Annotated in this window: 15 protein-coding genes; 5 read left to right on the top strand and 10 right to left on the bottom strand. The window is 65.3% G+C overall.

Features of this window, described 5'->3' with window-relative positions; genetic code table 11:
- Positions 1-70 precede the first annotated feature (70 nt).
- A complete protein-coding gene (ppdK, locus tag I6F37_RS18315) occupies positions 71-2,986 on the top strand; it encodes a pyruvate, phosphate dikinase (protein ID WP_225152268.1) in 2,916 nt (971 codons plus the stop codon).
- A 175-nt stretch (positions 2,987-3,161) separates the two neighbouring features.
- On the opposite strand, the gene I6F37_RS18320 is transcribed toward ppdK, so the two are convergent.
- A complete protein-coding gene (locus tag I6F37_RS18320; RefSeq protein ID WP_036024906.1) occupies positions 3,162-4,436 on the bottom strand; it encodes a multidrug effflux MFS transporter in 1,275 nt (424 codons plus the stop codon).
- A gap of 232 nt (positions 4,437-4,668) precedes the next feature.
- Positions 4,669-6,498 carry an aminopeptidase P family protein gene (locus tag I6F37_RS18325; protein ID WP_036024907.1) on the bottom strand — a complete coding sequence of 610 codons (1,830 nt, stop codon included), beginning with the start codon at positions 6,496-6,498 and terminating at the stop codon, positions 4,669-4,671.
- A gap of 187 nt (positions 6,499-6,685) precedes the next feature.
- Between I6F37_RS18325 and I6F37_RS18330 the strand changes: the two genes are divergently transcribed.
- Positions 6,686-6,865 carry a hypothetical protein gene (locus I6F37_RS18330; protein WP_036024908.1) on the top strand — a complete coding sequence of 60 codons (180 nt, stop codon included), beginning with the start codon at positions 6,686-6,688 and terminating at the stop codon, positions 6,863-6,865.
- A gap of 39 nt (positions 6,866-6,904) precedes the next feature.
- Here I6F37_RS18330 and I6F37_RS18335 read toward each other — a convergent pair whose 3' ends face one another.
- Positions 6,905-7,792 (bottom strand): 50S ribosomal protein L11 methyltransferase, encoded by an 888-nt coding sequence (locus I6F37_RS18335; RefSeq protein ID WP_036024909.1) that lies wholly within the window; start codon positions 7,790-7,792, stop codon positions 6,905-6,907.
- Positions 7,793-7,946: 154 nt separating this feature from the next.
- Between I6F37_RS18335 and I6F37_RS18340 the strand changes: the two genes are divergently transcribed.
- Positions 7,947-8,111: a Flp family type IVb pilin gene (locus I6F37_RS18340; RefSeq protein ID WP_036006397.1), complete on the top strand. Its 165-nt coding sequence runs from the start codon at positions 7,947-7,949 to the stop codon at positions 8,109-8,111.
- 274 nt (positions 8,112-8,385) lie between these two features.
- On the opposite strand, the gene I6F37_RS18345 is transcribed toward I6F37_RS18340, so the two are convergent.
- The gene (locus tag I6F37_RS18345; protein WP_036024911.1) at positions 8,386-9,996 is read right to left on the bottom strand and encodes an NAD(P)/FAD-dependent oxidoreductase; all 1,611 of its coding nucleotides are present in this window, start codon (positions 9,994-9,996) and stop codon (positions 8,386-8,388) included.
- 230 nt (positions 9,997-10,226) lie between these two features.
- Between I6F37_RS18345 and I6F37_RS18350 the strand changes: the two genes are divergently transcribed.
- Entirely contained in the window at positions 10,227-12,506 is a 2,280-nt protein-coding gene (locus I6F37_RS18350; protein WP_036024912.1) for a fused MFS/spermidine synthase, read from the top strand.
- A gap of 106 nt (positions 12,507-12,612) precedes the next feature.
- Here the strand turns inward: I6F37_RS18350 and I6F37_RS18355 are convergent, their stop codons facing one another.
- The 4 genes from I6F37_RS18355 to I6F37_RS18370 all read right to left on the bottom strand — a co-directional run bounded on the left by I6F37_RS18355 (position 12,613) and on the right by I6F37_RS18370 (position 16,301).
- Complete coding sequence (locus I6F37_RS18355) at positions 12,613-13,608, bottom strand: glycerophosphodiester phosphodiesterase (protein WP_036024914.1); 996 nt, start codon at positions 13,606-13,608, stop codon at positions 12,613-12,615.
- A gap of 38 nt (positions 13,609-13,646) precedes the next feature.
- On the bottom strand, positions 13,647-14,456 hold the full coding sequence (locus tag I6F37_RS18360) for a L,D-transpeptidase (protein ID WP_081492937.1): 810 nt from the start codon (positions 14,454-14,456) through the stop codon (positions 13,647-13,649).
- Positions 14,457-14,619: 163 nt separating this feature from the next.
- Positions 14,620-15,381, bottom strand: coding sequence for an ABC transporter permease (locus I6F37_RS18365; RefSeq protein ID WP_036006407.1), 762 nt, complete (start codon positions 15,379-15,381; stop codon positions 14,620-14,622).
- Positions 15,378-16,301, bottom strand: coding sequence for an ABC transporter ATP-binding protein (locus tag I6F37_RS18370; RefSeq protein WP_036006409.1), 924 nt, complete (start codon positions 16,299-16,301; stop codon positions 15,378-15,380). The genes I6F37_RS18365 and I6F37_RS18370 overlap by 4 nt, the downstream gene beginning before the upstream one ends.
- 285 nt (positions 16,302-16,586) lie before the next feature.
- Between I6F37_RS18370 and I6F37_RS18375 the strand changes: the two genes are divergently transcribed.
- A complete protein-coding gene (locus I6F37_RS18375) occupies positions 16,587-17,306 on the top strand; it encodes a hypothetical protein (RefSeq protein ID WP_036024916.1) in 720 nt (239 codons plus the stop codon).
- A gap of 30 nt (positions 17,307-17,336) precedes the next feature.
- On the opposite strand, the gene I6F37_RS18380 is transcribed toward I6F37_RS18375, so the two are convergent.
- Positions 17,337-18,515 carry a cytochrome P450 gene (locus tag I6F37_RS18380; RefSeq protein ID WP_036024918.1) on the bottom strand — a complete coding sequence of 393 codons (1,179 nt, stop codon included), beginning with the start codon at positions 18,513-18,515 and terminating at the stop codon, positions 17,337-17,339.
- A gap of 16 nt (positions 18,516-18,531) precedes the next feature.
- Positions 18,532-19,740: an ABC transporter substrate-binding protein gene (locus tag I6F37_RS18385; RefSeq protein ID WP_050995928.1), complete on the bottom strand. Its 1,209-nt coding sequence runs from the start codon at positions 19,738-19,740 to the stop codon at positions 18,532-18,534.
- Positions 19,741-19,796: the final 56 nt, after the last annotated feature.

Here is a 19,796-nt window from a genome sequence, read left to right on the forward strand (position 1 = left end):
TTGCGCGGGCCCGCCCAAAGTGGTGTAAGGCCCGCGATTTCCCATTCCTCTCGCAGGTTGTGTGCAAGCTATGGCCAAAGCCGCCTCGAAGCCTTCTAAAACTGCAGCGAAATCAAAGCCCTCCGCCAAGGCGAAGGCCGCGCCGGCGGCCCGCAAGGCGCTGGCCAAGAGCGCGCCGAAGCCGGTCGCCAAACCCACTGCAAAGCCGGTGGCAAAGGCAATGACCAAGGCGGCTTCGCCGAAGGTTGCCGCGAAGCCTGCGCCGAAGAAGGTTGTGCCTGCCAAGGCGGCGCCGGCAGCGGCGAAGGCCGGCAAATGGGTCTACACGTTCGGTGACGGCAAGGCCGAGGGCCGGACGGAAATGCGCGACCTGCTCGGCGGCAAGGGCGCCAACCTCGCCGAGATGGCCAATCTCGGCCTGCCGGTGCCTCCGGGCTTCACCATCCCGACCTCGGTCTGCACCTATTTCTACGAGCACGACAAGACCTACCCGAAGGAACTGAAGCCGCAGGTTGAGAAGGCGCTCGACTATGTCGGCAAGTTGACCGGCAAGGTGTTCGGCGACACCAGGAACCCGCTGCTCGTCTCGGTGCGCTCCGGCGCGCGCGCCTCGATGCCGGGCATGATGGACACCGTGCTCAATCTCGGCCTCAACGACCAGACCGTGGAAGCGCTGGCCGAGCTGTCGGGCGACCGCCGTTTCGCCTATGACAGCTATCGCCGCTTCATCACGATGTATTCCGACGTGGTGCTCGGCTTCGAGCATCATCACTTCGAGGAGATCCTCGACACCTTCAAGGACAGCCAGGGCTACACGCTCGACACCGATCTGTCCGCCGAGGACTGGGTCGAACTGGTCGGCAAGTACAAGGACGCGGTCGCACGCGAGACCGGCAAGGAATTCCCGCAGGATCCGCACGACCAGCTCTGGGGCGCGATCGGCGCGGTGTTCTCATCCTGGATGAACGCGCGCGCGGTGACCTACCGCAAGCTGCACGACATTCCGGAATCCTGGGGCACCGCGGTCAACGTGCAGGCCATGGTGTTCGGCAACATGGGCGAGACATCGGCCACGGGCGTTGCCTTCACCCGCAACCCCTCGACCGGCGAGAGCAAGCTCTACGGCGAGTTCCTGATCAACGCACAAGGCGAGGACGTAGTCGCGGGCATCCGCACGCCGCAGGACATCACCGAGGAGGCGCGCAAGGAGTCGGGCTCCGACAAGGCGTCGATGGAAGCGGCGATGCCGGAAGCCTTCAAGGAGCTGACGCGGATCTACACGCTGCTCGAGAAGCACTACCGCGACATGCAGGACATGGAGTTCACCGTCGAGCAGGGTAAGCTCTGGATGCTCCAAACCCGCGGCGGCAAGCGCACCGCCAAGGCCGCGCTGCGTATCGCGGTCGAGCTCGCCAATGAGGGCCTGATCTCGAAGAAGGAAGCGGTGACGCGGATCGATCCGGCCTCGCTCGACCAGCTCCTGCATCCAACCATCGATCCCAACGCCAAGCGCGACGTGATCGCAACCGGCCTGCCGGCTTCGCCGGGTGCGGCCTCCGGCGAGATCGTGTTCTCCTCGGACGAGGCGGCCAAGCTTCAGGGCGACGGACGCAAGGTGATTTTGGTCCGCATCGAGACAAGCCCGGAAGACATCCACGGCATGCACGCCGCCGAAGGCATCCTGACCACGCGCGGCGGCATGACCTCGCACGCGGCGGTGGTCGCGCGCGGCATGGGCAAGCCCTGCGTCTCCGGCTGCGGGACCATCCGCGTCGATTACGGCCGCGGCACCATGAGCATCGGCTCGCGCACCTTCAAGACCGGTGATGTCATCACCATCGACGGCTCGCTCGGCCAGGTGCTCGCCGGCCGCATGCCGATGATCGAGCCGGAGCTGTCCGGCGAGTTCGGCACGCTGATGAACTGGGCCGACCAGGTCCGCAAGATCGGCGTCCGGGTCAACGGCGACACGCCTGACGACGCGCGCACCGCGATCAAGTTCGGCGCGGAGGGCATCGGCCTCTGCCGCACCGAGCACATGTTCTTCGAGGAGACGCGCATCCGCACGGTGCGCGAGATGATCCTCTCCGAGGACGAGCAGTCGCGCCGCGCCGCGCTGGCAAAACTGCTGCCGATGCAGCGCGCCGACTTCGTCGAGCTGTTCGAGATCATGAAGGGCCTGCCCGTCACGATCCGGCTTCTGGATCCTCCCCTTCATGAATTCCTGCCGCACACCCATGCCGAGGTCGAGGAAGTGGCGCGCGCCATGAACACCGACCCGCGGCGCCTCGCCGACCGCGCCCGGGAGCTCTCGGAGTTCAACCCGATGCTCGGCTTCCGCGGCTGCCGCATCGCCATCGCCTATCCCGAGATCGCCGAGATGCAGGCCCGCGCGATCTTCGAGGCGGCGGTCGAGGCGCAGAAGCGCACCGGCAAGGCCGTCGGCCTCGAGGTGATGGTGCCGCTGATCGCGACCAAGGCCGAGCTCGACCTGGTCAAGGCACGGATCGATGCCACCGCACAGGCCGTGATGCGTGAGACCAACGCCAAGCTGGCCTATCAGGTCGGCACCATGATCGAGCTGCCGCGCGCCTGCCTGCTCGCGGGCGAGATCGCGCAGTCGGCCGAGTTCTTCTCGTTCGGCACCAACGACCTGACGCAGACGACCTACGGCATCAGCCGCGACGACGCGGCGAGCTTCCTGGGTCCCTATGTGGCGAAGGGCATCCTCACGGTCGATCCCTTCATCTCGCTCGATCAGGAAGGCGTCGGCGAGCTGGTCAAGATCGGCGTCGCCCGCGGCCGCAAGACCCGCACTTCGCTCAAGGTCGGCATCTGCGGCGAGCACGGCGGCGATCCCGCCTCCGTCGCCTTCTGCCACCATATCGGTCTCGACTACGTCTCCTGCTCGCCCTACCGCGTGCCGATCGCGCGGCTTGCAGCGGCGCAGGCCGCGCTCGGCAAGGCGATCGCGAGCCAGGCGTAAGCCGAAACACAGACTTGAATTGAGAGAGGCGGGGCCCAGCCCCGCCTCTCATTTTTGGCACTGCTCTCTCCGCGTCGTCATTGCGAGCCACCGGGTCCGCGCAAAGCGCGGCCCGATGACAGGCTCCACGAAGCAATCCAGAGTCGTTCCGCAGAGGGACTCTGCTCGGCGCCCCTCACATCATCCCCGTCTCATCCTCCTCGGCCTGCCCGATCAGCGCCTCGCTCGCTACCGCCTCGCGGCGGGGCACGACGAACATCATCACGCAGGCGCAAAGGATCGAGATCGCGAGCACCGCGGAGGTCAGCGGCAGCGTCGTTGCGGAGTGGCCGCCGAGATAGGCGCCGAACTGCGACATCAGCGCGCCAATGCCTTGCTGCAGGAAGCCCATCGCGCCCGAGGCGGTGCCGGCCGCTTCGGGACGGATGCTGATGGCGCCGGCGGCGGAATTCGCCATCACGAAGGCATTGCCGGCCATCACGATCATATGGGTGCCGAACAGCCAGGCGGGCGCCTCGTTCCAGCCGACGAAGCTCCAGAGCAGGTTCGCAAGGCTGCCGCAGAGTTGCAGGGCGAGCCCGAACCAGATCAGCTTCTCCAGTGAGTGGCGCGGCGCAAAGCGCACGCAGAGCAGGTTGCCGACCAGAAACGCAAAGCCCGTCGTTGCGAACCAGGCGCCGTATTCGGCGCTGCTGCGGCCCATCTGCGTCACCACGATGTAGGGCCCGCCGCCGGCGAAGGTGAAGATGATCTGGGACGCCAGCACCTGGCACATCACATAGCCGACGAAGGCGCGGTTGCGGATGAGCATGCCGATATCGCCGCGGAAGCCGCTGCCGGCGGCGCGGCTGCGACGGGTCTCAGGCAGCGCCAAGGCGATCCCGACGGCAACGACGATGGCGGCGATGGTGATGGCATAAAAGATCGCGCGCCATCCCAACGCGGTCTCGATCAGGCCGCCGGTGAGCGGCGAGACCATCTGCCCGATCATCAGCGCCGCGACCACGAGGCTGATCATCGAGGCGACGCGGTCGCGCTCGTAGATGTCGCGGATGATGGCCCGGCTGATCACCATGCCGGATGCGCCGCCGAGCGCCTGGAAGAAGCGTGCGGCGATCAATTGCGGCAGGGTCTCGGCGAAAATGCAGGCGACGCTGGCCGCCACCATCAGTGCAAGTCCTCCGAGCAGCACCGGACGCCGCCCGAACCGGTCCGACAGCGGGCCCATGATCAGCTGCGACAGCGCGATGCCGACCATGTAGAGCGACACCGTCATCTGCGCGATCGAGATGTCGCTGCCGAAATCCGTCGCCAGCACCGGCAGCGCCGGAACCAGGATGTAGAGCGAGATCGGTGCGACCCCGGTCATCACCACCAGCAGCAGCAACACCAGACGCGAGGTCGCGAGGTTGCCGGCCGCTTCGGGCGGCTTGCTGATGATGCCGTGCATCGCCGGACACTAGCCGCATCGCGTTGCGAGCGAATACGCTCATTTCGGCATACGGCTATGCGCGAGGCGTCAAGGCGCTGGGCCTGTAGGGTGGGCAAAGACGCGCTCTTTGCGCGGCGTGCCCACCATTGCTGCCGTCACCCGGAGATGGATGGTGGGCACGCATCCGCCTCCGCTCTTCGAGCGGCAGCGGATGCTTTGCCCACCCTACGCAGGCAGTCTTATGACGGAGTTAGAGCTTCAGCTCCGCCGTGGCCTGATCGAGCCAGGTCTTCGTCGCCTCGTCCAGCGCCGGCCGCACGTCGTCCCTGACGCGCGCATGGTACGCGTTCAGCCAATCGAGCTCGTCGCGGCTCAGCATCGCGACATCGATCAGACGGCGGTCGATCGGCGCCAGGGTCAGCGTCTCGAACGCGTTCATCGGCTTCTCGGCACCCTTGATGTCGGCGGCGACGACTAGCTCGAGATTCTCGATGCGGATGCCGAAGCCATTGGTCTTGTAGTAGCCGGGCTCGTTCGACAGGATCATGCCGCGCTTCAACGGCGTGGTGCCGAGCTTCGAAATTCGTGCCGGTCCTTCGTGCACCGAGAGATAGCTGCCGACGCCGTGGCCGGTGCCGTGCTCGAAATCGAGCCCGACGGCCCAGAGATATTGCCGCGCCAGCGTGTCGAGTTGCGCGCCCGTGGTGCCGTCCGGAAAGACGGCGCGCGCGATCGCGATGTGGCCGCGCAGCACGCGGGTGAAGCGGTCGCGCATCTCATCCGTCGGCTCGCCTATCGCCATGGTGCGCGTGACGTCGGTGGTGCCGTCTTCATATTGCGCGCCGGAATCGATCAGCAGGAGATCGCCGTGCGCGATCCGCCGGTTGCTCTTGCGGGTGACGCGGTAATGCACGATGGCGCCGTTCGGGCCGGTGCCGGAGATGGTCGGGAACGAGACGTCCTTGAGCGCGCCGGTGTCGCGGCGGAAGGTTTCCAGCGCCTCGACCGCGTCGATCTCGGTGAGCTTGCCGCTTGGCGCCTCGCGATCGATCCAGGCGAGGAAGCGCGCCAGCGCCACGGCGTCGCGCAAATGAGCCGTCTTGGTGCCCTTGATCTCGGTCGCGTTCTTGACCGCCTTGAGCAGTGCAACCGGATCGCTGCCGCGCACCGGCTTGCCGCCGGCCCCGCTGATCAGGCGGCTGAGTGCGTCGGCCGCTGTGGCATTGTCGAGCGCAATGGCCGCACCGCTCTTGGCCAGCGCCATCAGCGTCGGCGCCATGGCGTCCGGTTCGCGCACGTCAGCGGACTGCTCGAGATGGTCGCGTGTGAGGTTGGAGAGCTTGCGGTGGTCGATGAAGATGGTGGGACGGCCGTCCTTCGGCACCAGCGCGTAGGACAGTGGCAGCGGCGTATGGGCGACGTCGGCGCCGCGGATGTTGAAGGTCCAGGCCACCGCGTGACTGTCCGACAGCACCAAGGCATCGGTGCCGAGCTTGGCGATCTCGGCCCTGATCTGGGTCAGCTTCTCCGCTTCAGTGATACCGGCGTGCTGAAGGCTGTGCACCGCGACGGGGGCGAGCGGCGGCTGCGGCCGGTCCTGCCAGATCGCGTCGATCGGATTGCTGTCGACCGCGACCAGCTCGGCCCCGGCCTTGGCGCAGGCGGCGGACAATCGCTCGGCTGCCGAAAAAGTGTGCAGCCACGGATCAAATCCGAGGCGGTCGCCGGCTTTCAGATGCACCGCCACCCAGCTCTCCGGCGGCGGGTCGATCAGCGATTCCACTACCCATGCCTTGGCATCGACCTGCTTGGCCGCCTGCAGCGTGTAGCGGCCGTCGACGAACAGCGCAGCCTCCTGCGGCAGAACCACTGCTAGTCCCGCCGAGCCGGTAAAGCCGGTCAGCCAGGCGAGCCGCTCTTCCGATGGCGGCACATATTCGTTCTGCTGCTGATCGGCACGTGGCACGACGAAGCCGGTCAACTTGCGACGGGCAAGTTCTTCGCGAAGTGCGGCCAGTCGTGCCGCCAACGCGACGCCGGCCTCCGGCTCCTCGAATGTCTGGAAGTGCGCTTCGAACATGGTGGATCACTTTAGGATCATGGAGATCAGTCCGCAATGTAGACGCATTTGCGTCGCATCTGGCATGGACTGTGCTTGAAATAGTTCCATTCGAATCGAGTGGAGTAAAGGATGCGGCAGTTGCGCTTCGTCCGGATAACAGGGAAATTCGAGCGGGTGGTTCATCTCAACGGCGAGGGGACACACAATGCCAGCGTTCACCTTTGAGAAGATTTCGCCGCCGGCGCGCCGCGCTCCGACAGCGGCAGTAACAAAGAAGCCGCGCGGCCTCATCAGCCAGATGATCGACCGTTTCGCCGAGCGCCGCGCCAAGCGCGCCTTGCGGGGCAAGCGCGCGTCACGCCGCGACGTGAAGCCGGCCGAGTAGCGCGGCGAGGGAGCGCACCGCCGTCGCGACGCGGTTAGTTCATCCCACCTTCCTCAGCAGCAGACTGCTCCACCCCTCGATGCGCAGATGTTTCACCGGCACGAGGCCGCGGGCGCGGTAGGCGGCGATCACGGCGGGCGCCTGGTGCGTCAAGAGGCCGGAGAGGATGACGCGGGCGCCAGGCGCAAGGTGCCGCGTCATCGGGCTCGCCAATTGCCGCAACGGATTGGCAAGGATATTGGCGAGCACCAGGTCGAACGGGCCTGCACGCGCAAAATCTGGCGCGGCAAAGCCGGTCGCGCGGATCACCCGCACATGGTTGCCAACTTCGTTCAGCGTGGCGTTCTCGGCGGCCACCCGGACCGATGGCGGATCGATGTCGGAAGCCAGCACCGCGCGATGCAGCGCCTTCGCCGCCGCGATCGCCAGCACGCCCGTGCCGGTGCCGAGATCGAGCAGGCTCCTTGGGCGGGAGCTCTTCAGGACATGGTCAAGCAGAAGTAAACAGCCGCGCGTCGTGCCATGGTGACCGGTGCCGAAGGCGAGCGCCGCCTCGATCTCGATGGCAAGCTTGTTCGGCGCCACACGGTCGCGATCGTGGCTGCCGTGCACGACGAAGCGGCCGGCCGGCACCGGGACGAGATCTTCAAGGCTGGCTTTGACCCAGTCCTTGGCTTCGACAGTGTCGAAGACGAGCGTCGCCGCGATCTCATTTCCTGCTGAAGTTGCAACGAGTTCGCGCAGCCATGCCTGATCGGGCGCTGCGGCGAAATGCAACGTGACGTCCCAGCGTCCGTCAGGCCGCTCGAACGCGGCGACCGCCGCATCGCCGTCGAAAAAGACCTCGGTGAGCACGTCGACGAGGCGCTTGGCGTCGGCTTCATTGCCGATCGAAAAGCTGGCGCGATAGGTCGGGGAAGGCTGCATTCAGGGTTCCGTCGCGTTCAATTTTTGGAACTTTTGCTGCCCAGTTTTCGGACAAGTTGAGGTTCCCATATTAACGCGCCTGCAGTGTGTGGCCCGTATATTTTCGGATGTACAAGCAAGTCCACGCAGCTTTGAATTGAAACGGAGGCGAGTCTTGAAGCGCATGATTCAGAAGTTCTGGTCGGATGAGTCCGGTGCAACCGCGATCGAATACGGCCTGATCGCCGCGGGTATCGCCCTGGCGATCATTACCGTGGTGAACGGCCTGGGCACCACCATGAACGAGAAGTTCACTTCGATTAGCACCTCCTTGAAGTAATTTCCGCCGCCATTTCCCAGCGGGGGCTATTTTCTTCAAAGGCTGTTCCTGATCACCGCCCGCTAGGGGTTTCCCCTGGCGGGCGAGGTCGTTTTTGCAGCCCGACTTCACAGCTTATCCGCCTGCTTGTCCGGACTTTGTCCACCACTTTTCCCCTGATCGCCCCGCCGATTTCCCTCCGGCTTTCCCCAGGATCGCTCCTGGCCGTATCGCCCAGGCCTCCTCTGGCCGCTCACAGGCCTTTCGACAGCCTGTCCACCGCCAATCCACAGCCCTATCCACGGCTCCCGAACAGGGCGCGGTGATCCCGCAGGATGGCCTGCGCGGCGTTATGGCCGGGCGCGCCGGTGACGCCGCCGCCTGGATGGGCGCCGGATCCGCAATGGTAGAGGCCTCTCAGCGGCCCGCGATAGTCGGCGTGGCCCAGCATCGGCCGCGCCGAGAACAGCTGGTTCAATGTCAGCGCGCCGTGGAAGATGTCGCCGCCAAGCAGCCCGAACTGCCGCTCGAGATCGAGCGGAGACAGGATCTGACGGCCGAGCACGCTTGCCGCAAATCCCGGCGCGTACTTATCCACCGTCGCGATCATGAGATCGGCGACCTCGTGGCGATGGTCATCCCACGACTTTCCATCGGGAAGCCCTGGTGCGACATGCTGGCAGAACAGGCTCGCGACATGCTTGCCGGCCGGGGCCAGCGTGTCGTCGAGCGTCGAGGGGATCAGCATTTCCACGACAGGCTCGCGGCTCCAGCCCTGCGCGCGCGCGTCGAGCCAGGCGCGATCCATATAGCCCAGACTCGGCGCCAGGATGATGCCGGAGGTGAGGTGATCGCCCTCGCCTGAGAGCGCCGTGAAGGAGGGCAGGCGGTCCAGCGCCACATTCATCCGGAAGGTGCCGGAGCCGTTCTTCCAATGCCGCATGCGGGCGAGGAAGTCCGCAGGCAGAGCATCGGCCGCGATCAGGCGCGTGTAGAGCAGCTTTGGATTGACATTGGCCGCGACATATTTCGCGCGGATCGCAGAGCCGTTCTCCAGCACGATTCCGACGGCGCGGTCGCGCTCGATGATGATCTCACGCACACTGGCATCCGTGTCGATCGCGACGCCGCGGTCGCGCGCGGCGCGCGCCATGGCCTGCGTGATCGCGCCCATGCCGCCGATGGCGTGGCCCCACACGCCCTTCTTGCCGTTCACCTCCCCGAACGCATGATGCAGCATCACATAGGCCGAGCCGGCGGCGTAGGGGCTGGCATAGTTGCCGACGATGGCGTCGAAGCCGAACAGCGCCTTGACTAGATCGTGCTCGAAACGTTCGTCCAGCATCTCGCCGGCCGAGCGCGTGAACAGATCGAGCAGGCTGCGGCTTTGTTCCAGCGTCAGGCCGCGCAGAATGTTGGCGCTCTGCAAAGCGTTCACGGCCTCGCGGACCGCGTTGGTGCCAAAACCGTCGAGCAGGTTCGGCGGCGCGCGGAGCACGAACCGCCTGAGCACGTCGGCAATGTCTTCCAGCTCGCGCGCGAAGCCGTCGAGCGCTTCCGCATCATGCGCGCTGAGCCGCGCCACCGAAGCTTTCGTTCGCCCCTCGCCGGTGAGGAGATAGCTGCCGTCTGGCGCGGGCAGAAAATTCTGCGCACGCCGCTCGACGATGCGCAGGCCCTGCTCGGCAAGCTTGAGGTCACGGATCACCTGCGGATTGAGCAGGCTCACGGTGTAGGCGGCGACAGAATTGCGAAAGCCGGGGTGAAACTCCTCCGTCACCGCGGCACCGCCGACCACCTTGCGCCGCTCGACCACGCGCACGCGCAGGCCCGCCATCGCCAGATAGGTCGCGCAGGTGAGGCCGTTATGTCCCGCGCCGATGATGATGACGTCGGTATCTGTCATGACTTCCTTGGCATAATTCCGGGGCTACTCGGCAGAGCCGAACTATGATGCGGGCTCCGCACCGGAGAATCTCGAGGTTCCGGGTTCGATGTCGCGCGTCGCATCGGAACGACATCTCTATATCAGGCATTCCTTGCTGCAACATCACGCCACACTTTATTGCCCGTCCAGGCGCCTTGTGCTCCATTGCGCGCGATCCGGCGCCCGCCGGGGTTTGAGCCGGAGCTTCCATGGATTCGATCGTGCAACCCGCCGCCACGGAGCAGCCGTCGTCGTCGCGCAACCGGCTGCTGCTGGCGGTCTACACCGCTGCCATCTTCGTCAGCGCGCTGCTGCTGTTCTCCGTGCAGCCTCTGTTTACCAAGATGGTGCTGCCGCGGCTCGGCGGCTCGCCGGCGGTGTGGTCGGTGGCGATGGTGTTCTTCCAGTCGCTGCTGCTGGCCGGCTATGCCTATGCGCATCTGCTGATGCAGGCGCGGAACCGGATCGTCCCCGTGGCGGTGCATCTGGTGCTACTGCTCGCCGCCTTCGCGACGCTGCCGCTCGGCATCGCCTCCGCCTATGGCGAGCCGCCGGCTTCGGGCTACGCAATCTGGCTGCTCGCCCTGTTCGCGGTCTCGATCGGGCTACCGTTCTTCGCGCTCGCCGCCAACAATCCGCTGCTGCAGGCCTGGTTCGTCCGCACCGGCCATCCGGCCGGCCATGATCCCTATTTCCTCTACGCCTCCTCCAATATCGGCAGCTTCCTCGCGCTGTTGTCCTATCCGTTCCTGCTGGAGCCGATGTTCACGCTGCAGATGCAGAACCGGTTCTGGACGGGTGGCTATGGCCTGCTGATCCTCCTCATCGGCGCCTGCGGCGTGCTGTTGTTGCGTTCGCCGAAGTTGGCGCTGACCGACACGCGGGCCGAGGACGTGAATGCACCCGCGCCCGGCCTCTTGACGCGGCTGCGCTGGATCTTCCTCGCCGCCGTGCCATCGGGCCTGCTCATCGCCGTCACCGCGCACATCTCGACCGACGTCGCGGCGGCGCCGCTTTTGTGGGTGCTGCCGCTGTCGCTTTACCTCTTGACCTGGGTCGTCGTGTTCCAGTCCCGGCCGCTGCTGCCGCACAAATGGATGCTGATGCTCCAGCCGGTCGCGATTGCGGGCGTCGTCGTCCTGCTGGCTTTCGGCGGCGAGCAGAACCTGCTGCTGACCCTCGGCGGACATCAACTCTGCTTCTTCGTCATCGCCATGGCCTGCCACGGCGAGCTGGCGCGGACGCGGCCTGCCGCCAAATATCTCACCGGCTTCTATGTCGCGTTGTCGTTCGGTGGCATGGTCGGCGGCTTGTTCGCGGGGCTCGTTGCGCCCTTCACCTTCTCGTGGATCGCCGAATATCCGATCCTGATCGCGCTTGCCGCGCTGTGCCGTCCGTCCGGGAATGAGCGGCTGGCCGCAATCGTCAAATGGTACTGGCTGGCGCTCGCCGCGCTCGCGGTGGCGCTCATCGCGCCGTCATATACGACCGGTGGCCTCTCGACCTGGTTCGAGGATCATCGTGTCTGGGTCGCCGGCGCCGTCGGCGTGCTCGCCGCGCTGCTCGCGCTGATCCTCAATGCCGGGCGCTGGAAGATCTTTGCCACCGTCGTGCTGGCGCTGGCGTTGATCCGCGTCTATCCCGCGGACGAGGGCCGCGTCACGACCGTGCGCAGCTTCTTCGGCGTGCACAAGATCGTGGTGACGCCCGGCGGCTATTTCCACGTGCTGATGCACGGCACCACCATTCATGGCGCCGAGCGTTTCCGCAACAATGACGGCACGCCTGTTGCCGGCCGGCCCGAGCCGATCACCTATTACCACAAGGACGGCGGCATCGGTCAGGCGGTCAGCGCGATCCGCGAGCGTAAGGGCGCGCCGCTGAAGGTTGCCGCGATCGGCGTTGGCTCCGGCACGCTCGCCTGCGCCGCCGAGCAGGGGGAGGACTGGACCTTCTTCGAGATCGACCAGTCCATGGTCGATGCGGCGCGTGATCCCAGGAATTTCCGCTACATCTCGAGCTGCATGCCCGACATGAAGCCCGTCATCGGGGATGCGCGCCTAACCTTCGCCAAGGAGCCCGACGGCGCCTATGATCTCGTCATCGTCGACGCCTATTCGTCCGACGCGATCCCGATCCATCTTGCGACCGAAGAGGCGATGAAGATCTACAAGGACAAGCTCGCGCCGCACGGTGCCGTGGTGATGCACGTCTCGAACCGGCATCTGGATCTCGAAACCGTCGTCGTCGGTATCGCGGACGCCAATGATCTCAAGAGCTGGGTCTTCAACGAGGATTCCGGGCGCGATGGTGACTACATCTTCTCCACCGACGTCGTCATCTCCGCGCGCGAGGAGGCCGACATCGGCAGGCTCGCGTCCTCCAAGCAATGGGAACAGACCGAAGCCGACGACAGAGCGCGGGTCTGGACCGACGATTATTCCAACATCCTGGGCGCGCTATATCGGCGTTGGAAGGACGGCGAGTAGGGCTCTCTTCGTAGCCCGGATGGAGCGAAGCGCAATCCGGGGGCGCTCCCGGCGTGGTACTGTCCCGGATTTCGCTGCGCTCCATCCGGGCTACGAGGCATCGCAACTACGGCGCCACGGGCGTCCCCACCGGCAGCGCAATTCCCTTAGCGCCGGCCACCTCTCGTAATAGATCCGGCCTGTCCGAGATGATGCCGTCGACGCCGAGCTCGATCATGCGCGTCATGTCCTCGCGCTTGTTCACCGTCCACACCACGACGCGCAGTCCGAGCGCGTGGGCGTCGGAGACCAGAGGCGCGGTCACGTCGCCGAAATAGGGCGACCAGATCGCGCCGCCCGCAGCCTTGATCGTGCGCGGCAGCGAGCCGGCGTGATCGGCCGGGTTGAACCCCGCCGTCCAGTTTGTCGCCTTGTCGAGCGCTACCGTCGGAGCCAGGCTGCGCTGGATCGTCAGGTACGCGGTCGGGATGTTCGGCGCCTGCTGCTGGACGCGACGCAAGGTTCGCCAGTCGAACGACTGGATCATGACGCGATCGGAGACTCCCTCGGTCTCGATCACCCCGAGCAGCTTCGCGACGAATTCTTGCGGATCAAGCGTTTCATCGGGACGGTTCGGATCGATCTTGGTCTCGATGTTGAAGCGCACTTGCCTGTTGCCGGATTTGCGCACCAGCGCGAACAGCTCGCGCAAGGTGGGAATGCGAGTCCCCGGGACGGCACGCTGGCCCGGAAATTGTTTCGCATAGGCACTGTCCGGCCGAATCTGGCCGACGTCATAGGTCCTGATCTCGTCGAGCCGCAATTTCACGAACGGCGTGCCGGGCGGAGCGATGTAGGCGCCATCGGGCCGCCGTGCGAGATCGGGATTGAGCCCGCGCTCATGCGCGACGATCACTTCGCCGTCGGCGGTGACGCCGACGTCGAGCTCCAGCGTGTCCACGCCCATCGTCAGCGAATGGGCGAAGGCGGGCAGGGTGTTTTCCGGCAGCAGCGCCCGCCCGCCGCGATGCGCCTCGAGGTCGAAGGCCAAATCAGATCCCATGGCTTGTCCGGCAGTGAGCAGCGAGAGCAGCACCGGGATTGTCGTGGCACGTGATGGCATGGTGCCTCGACGGTCAAGGGCGGTTGATGGTCGCCGGGTCAGTTCTGATAGTAGTAGCCGCGCGGCTGATAAACCTGCCGCGGCTGCGGCTGATAGTAATAGCCCTGCTGGCCGTAGCCCTGGTCGTAATAAGGCCGCGGCTGCTGCTGATAGACCTGCGCGTCGTAGAGCGGGCGGGTGGCCGAGCGCGGCGCCGGATAGCGCGCGCCGGTGTCGCTGCCGTCGGCCGGGTAGATGTAATTGTCGTCCTGCGGCATGTAGCGCCGCGCGGGCTGCGCCGGCGGGGTCAGGTCCACGGGGGCGCCGGTGGTGGCGTATTGGTCTTCGGCCGGCTGCGGGGCGCGGGCCACCGCAGTGTTGTTGCGGCCGCGCGGATTGCGCGCCAGCGCCACCTGGGCCGAGCCGGTCAGCGTCACCGTGGTGTTGAGCACGCCCTGCTGCTGCACCAGCGCATAGAGCGTCGAGGCATTCTGGCGCGACAGGCGCACGCAGCCATGGGATGCCGGCGAGCCGAGCCGGCCGACCGAGTCCGTGCCGTGGATGGCGTGCCCGACCTTGGTGAAGAAGATCGCGTGCGGCATCGGCGCGTCGTCGAATTCCTTGGAGTAGTGATCCTCTTCCATGCGGAAGGCCCGGAAGGCGCCGTTCGGCGTCTCGCGCGAGGGGAGGCCGGTCGACACCGGCCAGCGGTAGCGCGCGACCCCGTCGACGGCGACGGTCATCTGCTGATTGTCCTTGTCGACGGTGATCTCGACCTTGGCCTGCGCGGTGCCCGCGCTCAAAAGCATCAGGGATGTGAGAGCAATAAAAAACGAACGCATCTGACTTCTGGCCTCCGGCCTGTTCATGCTTAGCGCCGCGGCTCTCCGTCCCCCGGCGTGCATTATGCCTGCAGCCCGGCGTTGGTTCCAGCGGCCAGCCTGTCCATCGTTAACGTGATGGCAGGCGTAAGCAAGGCCGCTTTGTGCCGCGCCGGCCGGCGGCGCTGACATTTTCGCGAGCGCCGCGTGGTCAGTTCTTGAGCCGGTATCCGGTTCGGAAAATCCACCAGATCACGACCAGGCAGATCACCAGGAACGCCAGCGTCATGCCGATGCTGACGGACACGCTGACGTCGGCGATCTCGTAAAAGCTCCAGCGGAAGCCGGAGATCAGATAGACGACCGGGTTGAGCAGCGCGACTGTGCGCCATGTCGGCGGCAGCATGTCGATGGAATAGAAGCTGCCGCCGAGGAAGGTGAGCGGCGTCACCACCAGCATCGGAATCATCTGCAGCTTCTCGAATCCGTCGGCCCAGATGCCGATGATGAAGCCGAACAGGCTGAACGTCACCGCCGTCAGCACCAGGAAGGCCAGCATCCAGACCGGATGCTGGATATGCAATGGAACGAAGAGCCCGGCGGTCGCCAGGATGATTAGGCCGAGGATGATCGACTTGGTGGCGGCGGCGCCGACATAGCCGAGCACGATCTCGAAATAGGAGATCGGCGCCGACAGGATCTCGTAGATCGTGCCGGTGAATTTCGGGAAGTAGATGCCGAAGGAGGCGTTGGCGATGCTCTGCGTCAGCACCGAGAGCATGATCAGGCCCGGCACGATGAAGGTGCCGTAGCTGACGCCCTCGACCTCGCTGATGCGCGAGCCGATCGCAGCGCCGAACACCACGAAATAGAGCGAGGTCGAGACCACCGGCGAGACGATGCTTTGCAGCAGTGTCCGCCAGGTGCGCGCCATTTCGAACAGGTAGATGGCGCGAATGGCGCGGTGGTTCATGACGTCCTCACGAGGTCGACGAAGATGTCCTCGAGCGACGATTGCGTCGTGTCGAGGTCGTTGAAGCGGATGCCGGCGGCGCGCAAATCGCCGAGCAGGCTGGTGATGCCGGTGCGCTCGCCCTGGGTGTCGTAATCGTAGACCAGCGTCGCGCCGCCGTCGCAGAGCTCGAGCTCGTATTGGCTGAGGCTTTCCGGCAACGCCGTCACCTTGTTCTGCAGATGCAGCGTCAGCCGCTTCTTGCCCAGCTTCTGCATCAAGGTGGTCTTGTCCTCGACCAGCACGATCTCGCCCTTGTTGATGACGCCGATGCGGTCGGCCATCTCCTCGGCTTCCTCGATGTAATGCGTGGTGAGGATGATGGTGACGCCGGATTGCTGAAGCCCGCGTACCACCTCCCACATGCCCTTGCGCAGCTCGACGTCGACGCCGGCGGTCGGCTCGTCCAGGAACAGGATCTGCGGCTCGTGCGACAATGCCTTGGCGATCATCACGCGGCGCTTCATGCCGCCGGAGAGCGTGATGATCTTGTTGTCCTTCTTGTCCCACAGCGAGAGGGCCTTCAGCACCTTCTCGATGTGATCGGGGTTCTTCGGCTTGCCGAACAGGCCGCGGGAGAAGCTCACGGTCGCCCACACGCTCTCGAAGGCGTCGGTGTGCAATTCCTGCGGCACGAGGCCGATCAGCGAGCGCGCCTTGCGGTAGGAGGTCTGGATGTCCTCGCCGCCGACCAGGACGCGGCCTTCGCTCGGATTGGCGATGCCGCAAATGATCGAGATCAGCGTGGTCTTGCCGGCGCCGTTGGGGCCGAGCAGCGCAAAAATCTCGCCGCGCTTGATGTCGAGATTGACGTTCTTGAGCGCCTTGAAGCCGGACCCATAGGTCTTCGACAGATTGGCGACGGAGATGATGGAAGACATGATGGCCGCGAGGCTGAGGAGCAAAGGCTGGGGAGGGGGCCGGACCATCCAGGAGGACAGGTCGGCGGAGCCCTGAAATAGGAACGCCATTGTCCCTCCGCAATTCCCCGGAGAAAAATGGTCTCAAAACAGGCGCTTTAGTGGCATGTTCCGGGCAAGTGTTGCGCGATGGTCACGGCTTGCTGCTAAGATTGGCGCTCACGCGCCTCTTTGTTGCGTCTGCGAGCGCGCCGTGGCTACGATTCCGGCCAATCGCGAAGCGTATTGTCTCCAGGGAAAAGATCGATGAGACCGAACGGCCGTCACACCGCCGGCGCCAGCCAATTGTCCGCCCTCCGTGTTTGGGCGATGGGCCTGCTCCTGCTGTCAGCTGTTGCCATCAGCCCGACCACCGCCAAGGCCGCGCCGAGCCAGGCCGCGGCGGCGACCACGCATGTCTATCTGCTCCGCGGCGTGCTCAACATCTTCTCGCTCGGCCTCGACACCATCGGCGCCCGGCTCCAGGCGCAGGGCGTTCCGGTGACCGTCGCCAATTTCGTGTCCTGGTCCTCGCTCGCCGATGAAGCGGCGGCTGCCTACAAGGCCGGTCGGCTCAAGACCATCATCCTGGTCGGCCATTCCTCGGGTGCGACCGCGCTGCCCGACATGATCGCCAAGCTCAACCAGCTCGGCGTGCCCGTGAAGCTCGCGATCGGCCTCGACTCCGTGTTCAAGACCAAGCTCTCGACCGGCGCGGAACGCTACATCAACATCTATATCGGCGATGGCCCCGGCGAGCCGGTGCGGGCCGCGGCCGGGTTCCGCGGCAAGCTCGACAATGTCGACATCCGCGGCAGTGGCGTCGGCCACATCTCGATCGACAAGAACGAGGCGATCCAGCGCCGCGTCATCGCCGAGATCGACGCCGCCATCATGCGCTCGCGCGCCCCGGCTGCGCGAGTCGCCGAACCCGCTGCGCCGCGGCCCGCACGCGCGGCGGCGGCAACGGATCCGGCGAGGAATTGAGCCGTCGCGCATCCTGCCGCGTGATGCCGCCTAAGCTGGCGTCACGCGAACCGGCATGCTCTCCAGCCCGCGCAGGGAATTGTTGAGCCTGCGCTTCGGCTCCGCCGCGAGCTCGATCGTCTTCACGCGCCTTGCGAGCTCGCCGAAGATCAATTCGCCCTCCAGACGCGCGATCATCTGGCCGACGCAGGCGTGTATGCCTGCGCCGAAGCCGACATGGCCGGTCGCAACCCGCTCCACGTCGAAACGGGCCGGCTTGTCCCAGCGTGCGGGATCGCGATTGGCGGAGGCCATGAACAGCAGCACCTTGCGGTGCGCCGGGATCATGCCGCCGCCGATCTCGGCATCGCGCGAGGTGGTACGAAAGAACGTCTGCACCGGTGTATCGTAGCGCAGACCTTCCTCGAAGGCGTTGCGTGCCAGCTCTGGTTTCTCGTGCAGCTTGCGATATTCGTCCGGATGGGTGGCGAGCGCGAGCAGGGTATTGCCGATGCCATTGACGGTGGTGTCGATCCCGGCCGTGAGGAACGGCCGCACCAGATGCGTGGCCTCGTGCTCGGTGATCTCGCCCTCATCGGCCGCCTGGTAGATCATCATGCCGAGGCTGTCGGGCCGTAGCGCATCGCGCGCACAACATTCCATGATCCAGCTCTGCGCCGCGAGACCGTCCTTCCGCGACGCCGCGAGGATCTCGTTCTCCGGGCCGAAGCTGTTGAATACGAACGTGCTCCAGGCGAGCAGCTTCTCGCGCCCATCGGGGCGGATGCCGATCGCGTCCGGAAACACCTTCATCGGATAGGCTTCCGCAAGATCGGTCACGGCATCGAACGTGCCTTTGTCGATCAGCTCCGAGACCTTCCTCTCTGCTTCGCGCTGGAACGTCTCGCGCAGCTTCCTTGCGACGCCCGGAGACAGCGTGCGGCCGAGCACGCGGCGGCCCTTGTCGTGGTCGGGCGGATCGATCTGCAGGGTCAGCGGCTTTGGCAGCGCCGGGTTCATCCCGTTCAGCCCGACGCCCTCGCCACTGATGAACGTTTTCCAGTCCTTCAGGGCCGCTTCGACCTCGGCATTGCGCGCCATGGCCCACACGCCGTAGCGCTCCACCTCGAACACCGGCCCGATTGCGCGCAGCGCCTCATAGGCGGGATAGGGATCCGTCAGAAAGCCGGGCGCGAACGGATCGACCGGACTGGATGCAATGCCGCTCATGGTCAGCTCCGAACCGCTATTGCTTTGCGAGCGGGCACTGACCGTCACTCTCGGACCGGAACGCGTCCTCGCCCTTGATCGTGGCAACGACCTTCAGCAGATCCCAGGACGAATTCGATTCCTCGGGAGCCTTGACCTGCAACAGGTAGAGCGGATGGATCTTGCGGCCGTCCTTGCGGATGTAGCCCTTGCCGAACAACTGATCGTCGGTCGGCATCTGCTTCATCGTCGCGACCACGGCCTTGCCGTCCTTGGCGCCGCCGGCCTTGTCGACCGCCTTGAGGTAGTGGATGACCGAGGCATAGACGCCGGCCTGCATGTCGTTCGGATAGGCCTTCGAGGGAATGCGTTCGGCGAAGCGCTTCGCGAAAGCACGCGTGCCGTCGGTCAGATCCCAGTAGAACGGATTCATGATCTGCGCGCCCTGCGCAAACTTGAGCCCAAGCGCGGGAAGGCCGTTCATGCCGAGGATCAATCCGACCAGCTTGTGATCCTTTGTCAGCCCGAACTCGGCGGCCTGCTTCATCGAGGTGATGGTATCGTCCCCTGCATTGGCGAATGCGATGACGCTCGCACCCGACGCCTGGGCCTGGAGCAGGAATGAGGCGTAATCAGCCGTGCCCAACGGATGCCGCACGCTGCCGAGCACCTCACCGCCGGACGCTTTCACGGCTTCCGCGGCCTGCTTTTCCAGATCATGGCCGAACGCGTAATCCGCGGTGATGAAGAACCATTTCTTGCCGCCCTGCTGCACGATGGCCTTGCCGAGGCCGCGCCCGTAGGAATAGGTGTCGTAGGTCCAGTGCACGGTGTTTGGCGTGCACTTCTCCCCGGTCAGAAGCACCGTGCCGGCGCCCGAGCCCACGAAGACCTTGTTCTTCTCGGCGCTCATGCCGGCCACGGCGAGCGCAATCGACGAGTTCGGAATGTCGAAGATCGCATCGACGCTCTCGTTCTCGTACCAGCGCCGGGCGATGCCGATGCCGATGTCCGTCTTGTTCTGATGGTCCGCCGCAACGACTTCCACCGGCTTGCCGGCGGCCTTTCCGCCATAGTCCTCGACGGCCATCTTGGCGGCGACGACCGAGCCGATGCCCTGATAGCTCGCGAACGGCCCCGATTGATCGTTCAGGATGCCGATCTTCACGACGTCCTGGGCCAAGGCCGGTGCGGCGGTCAGCACCGCGGCCACCATGCACAGTTTATGCAGGAATTTGCTGTTCATTGTGTCCCTCCCATGGGCGGTCTTGGTGCCGCTCTATAATAGTTATATTTTATAGC

Source organism: Bradyrhizobium sp. NBAIM08, assembly GCF_020193935.1.
GTDB classification, from domain to species: Bacteria; Pseudomonadota; Alphaproteobacteria; order Rhizobiales; family Xanthobacteraceae; genus Bradyrhizobium; species Bradyrhizobium yuanmingense.

What these genes read in the sequence shown, in the direction of transcription:
- I6F37_RS18375 (WP_036024916.1), top strand. Translation starts at nt 16,587, where the DNA reads ATGAGACCGAACGGCCGTCACACCGCCGGCGCCAGCCAATTGTCCGCC.
- I6F37_RS18325 (WP_036024907.1), bottom strand. Translation starts at nt 6,498, where the DNA reads ATGTTCGAAGCGCACTTCCAGACATTCGAGGAGCCGGAGGCCGGCGTC.
- I6F37_RS18380 (WP_036024918.1), bottom strand. Translation starts at nt 18,515, where the DNA reads ATGAGCGGCATTGCATCCAGTCCGGTCGATCCGTTCGCGCCCGGCTTT.
- I6F37_RS18355 (WP_036024914.1), bottom strand. Translation starts at nt 13,608, where the DNA reads ATGCCATCACGTGCCACGACAATCCCGGTGCTGCTCTCGCTGCTCACT.
- I6F37_RS18330 (WP_036024908.1), top strand. Translation starts at nt 6,686, where the DNA reads ATGCCAGCGTTCACCTTTGAGAAGATTTCGCCGCCGGCGCGCCGCGCT.
- I6F37_RS18335 (WP_036024909.1), bottom strand. Translation starts at nt 7,792, where the DNA reads ATGCAGCCTTCCCCGACCTATCGCGCCAGCTTTTCGATCGGCAATGAA.
- I6F37_RS18350 (WP_036024912.1), top strand. Translation starts at nt 10,227, where the DNA reads ATGGATTCGATCGTGCAACCCGCCGCCACGGAGCAGCCGTCGTCGTCG.
- I6F37_RS18370 (WP_036006409.1), bottom strand. Translation starts at nt 16,301, where the DNA reads ATGTCTTCCATCATCTCCGTCGCCAATCTGTCGAAGACCTATGGGTCC.
- ppdK (WP_225152268.1), top strand. Translation starts at nt 71, where the DNA reads ATGGCCAAAGCCGCCTCGAAGCCTTCTAAAACTGCAGCGAAATCAAAG.
- I6F37_RS18385 (WP_050995928.1), bottom strand. Translation starts at nt 19,740, where the DNA reads ATGAACAGCAAATTCCTGCATAAACTGTGCATGGTGGCCGCGGTGCTG.
- I6F37_RS18345 (WP_036024911.1), bottom strand. Translation starts at nt 9,996, where the DNA reads ATGACAGATACCGACGTCATCATCATCGGCGCGGGACATAACGGCCTC.
- I6F37_RS18360 (WP_081492937.1), bottom strand. Translation starts at nt 14,456, where the DNA reads ATGAACAGGCCGGAGGCCAGAAGTCAGATGCGTTCGTTTTTTATTGCT.
- I6F37_RS18365 (WP_036006407.1), bottom strand. Translation starts at nt 15,381, where the DNA reads ATGAACCACCGCGCCATTCGCGCCATCTACCTGTTCGAAATGGCGCGC.
- I6F37_RS18320 (WP_036024906.1), bottom strand. Translation starts at nt 4,436, where the DNA reads ATGCACGGCATCATCAGCAAGCCGCCCGAAGCGGCCGGCAACCTCGCG.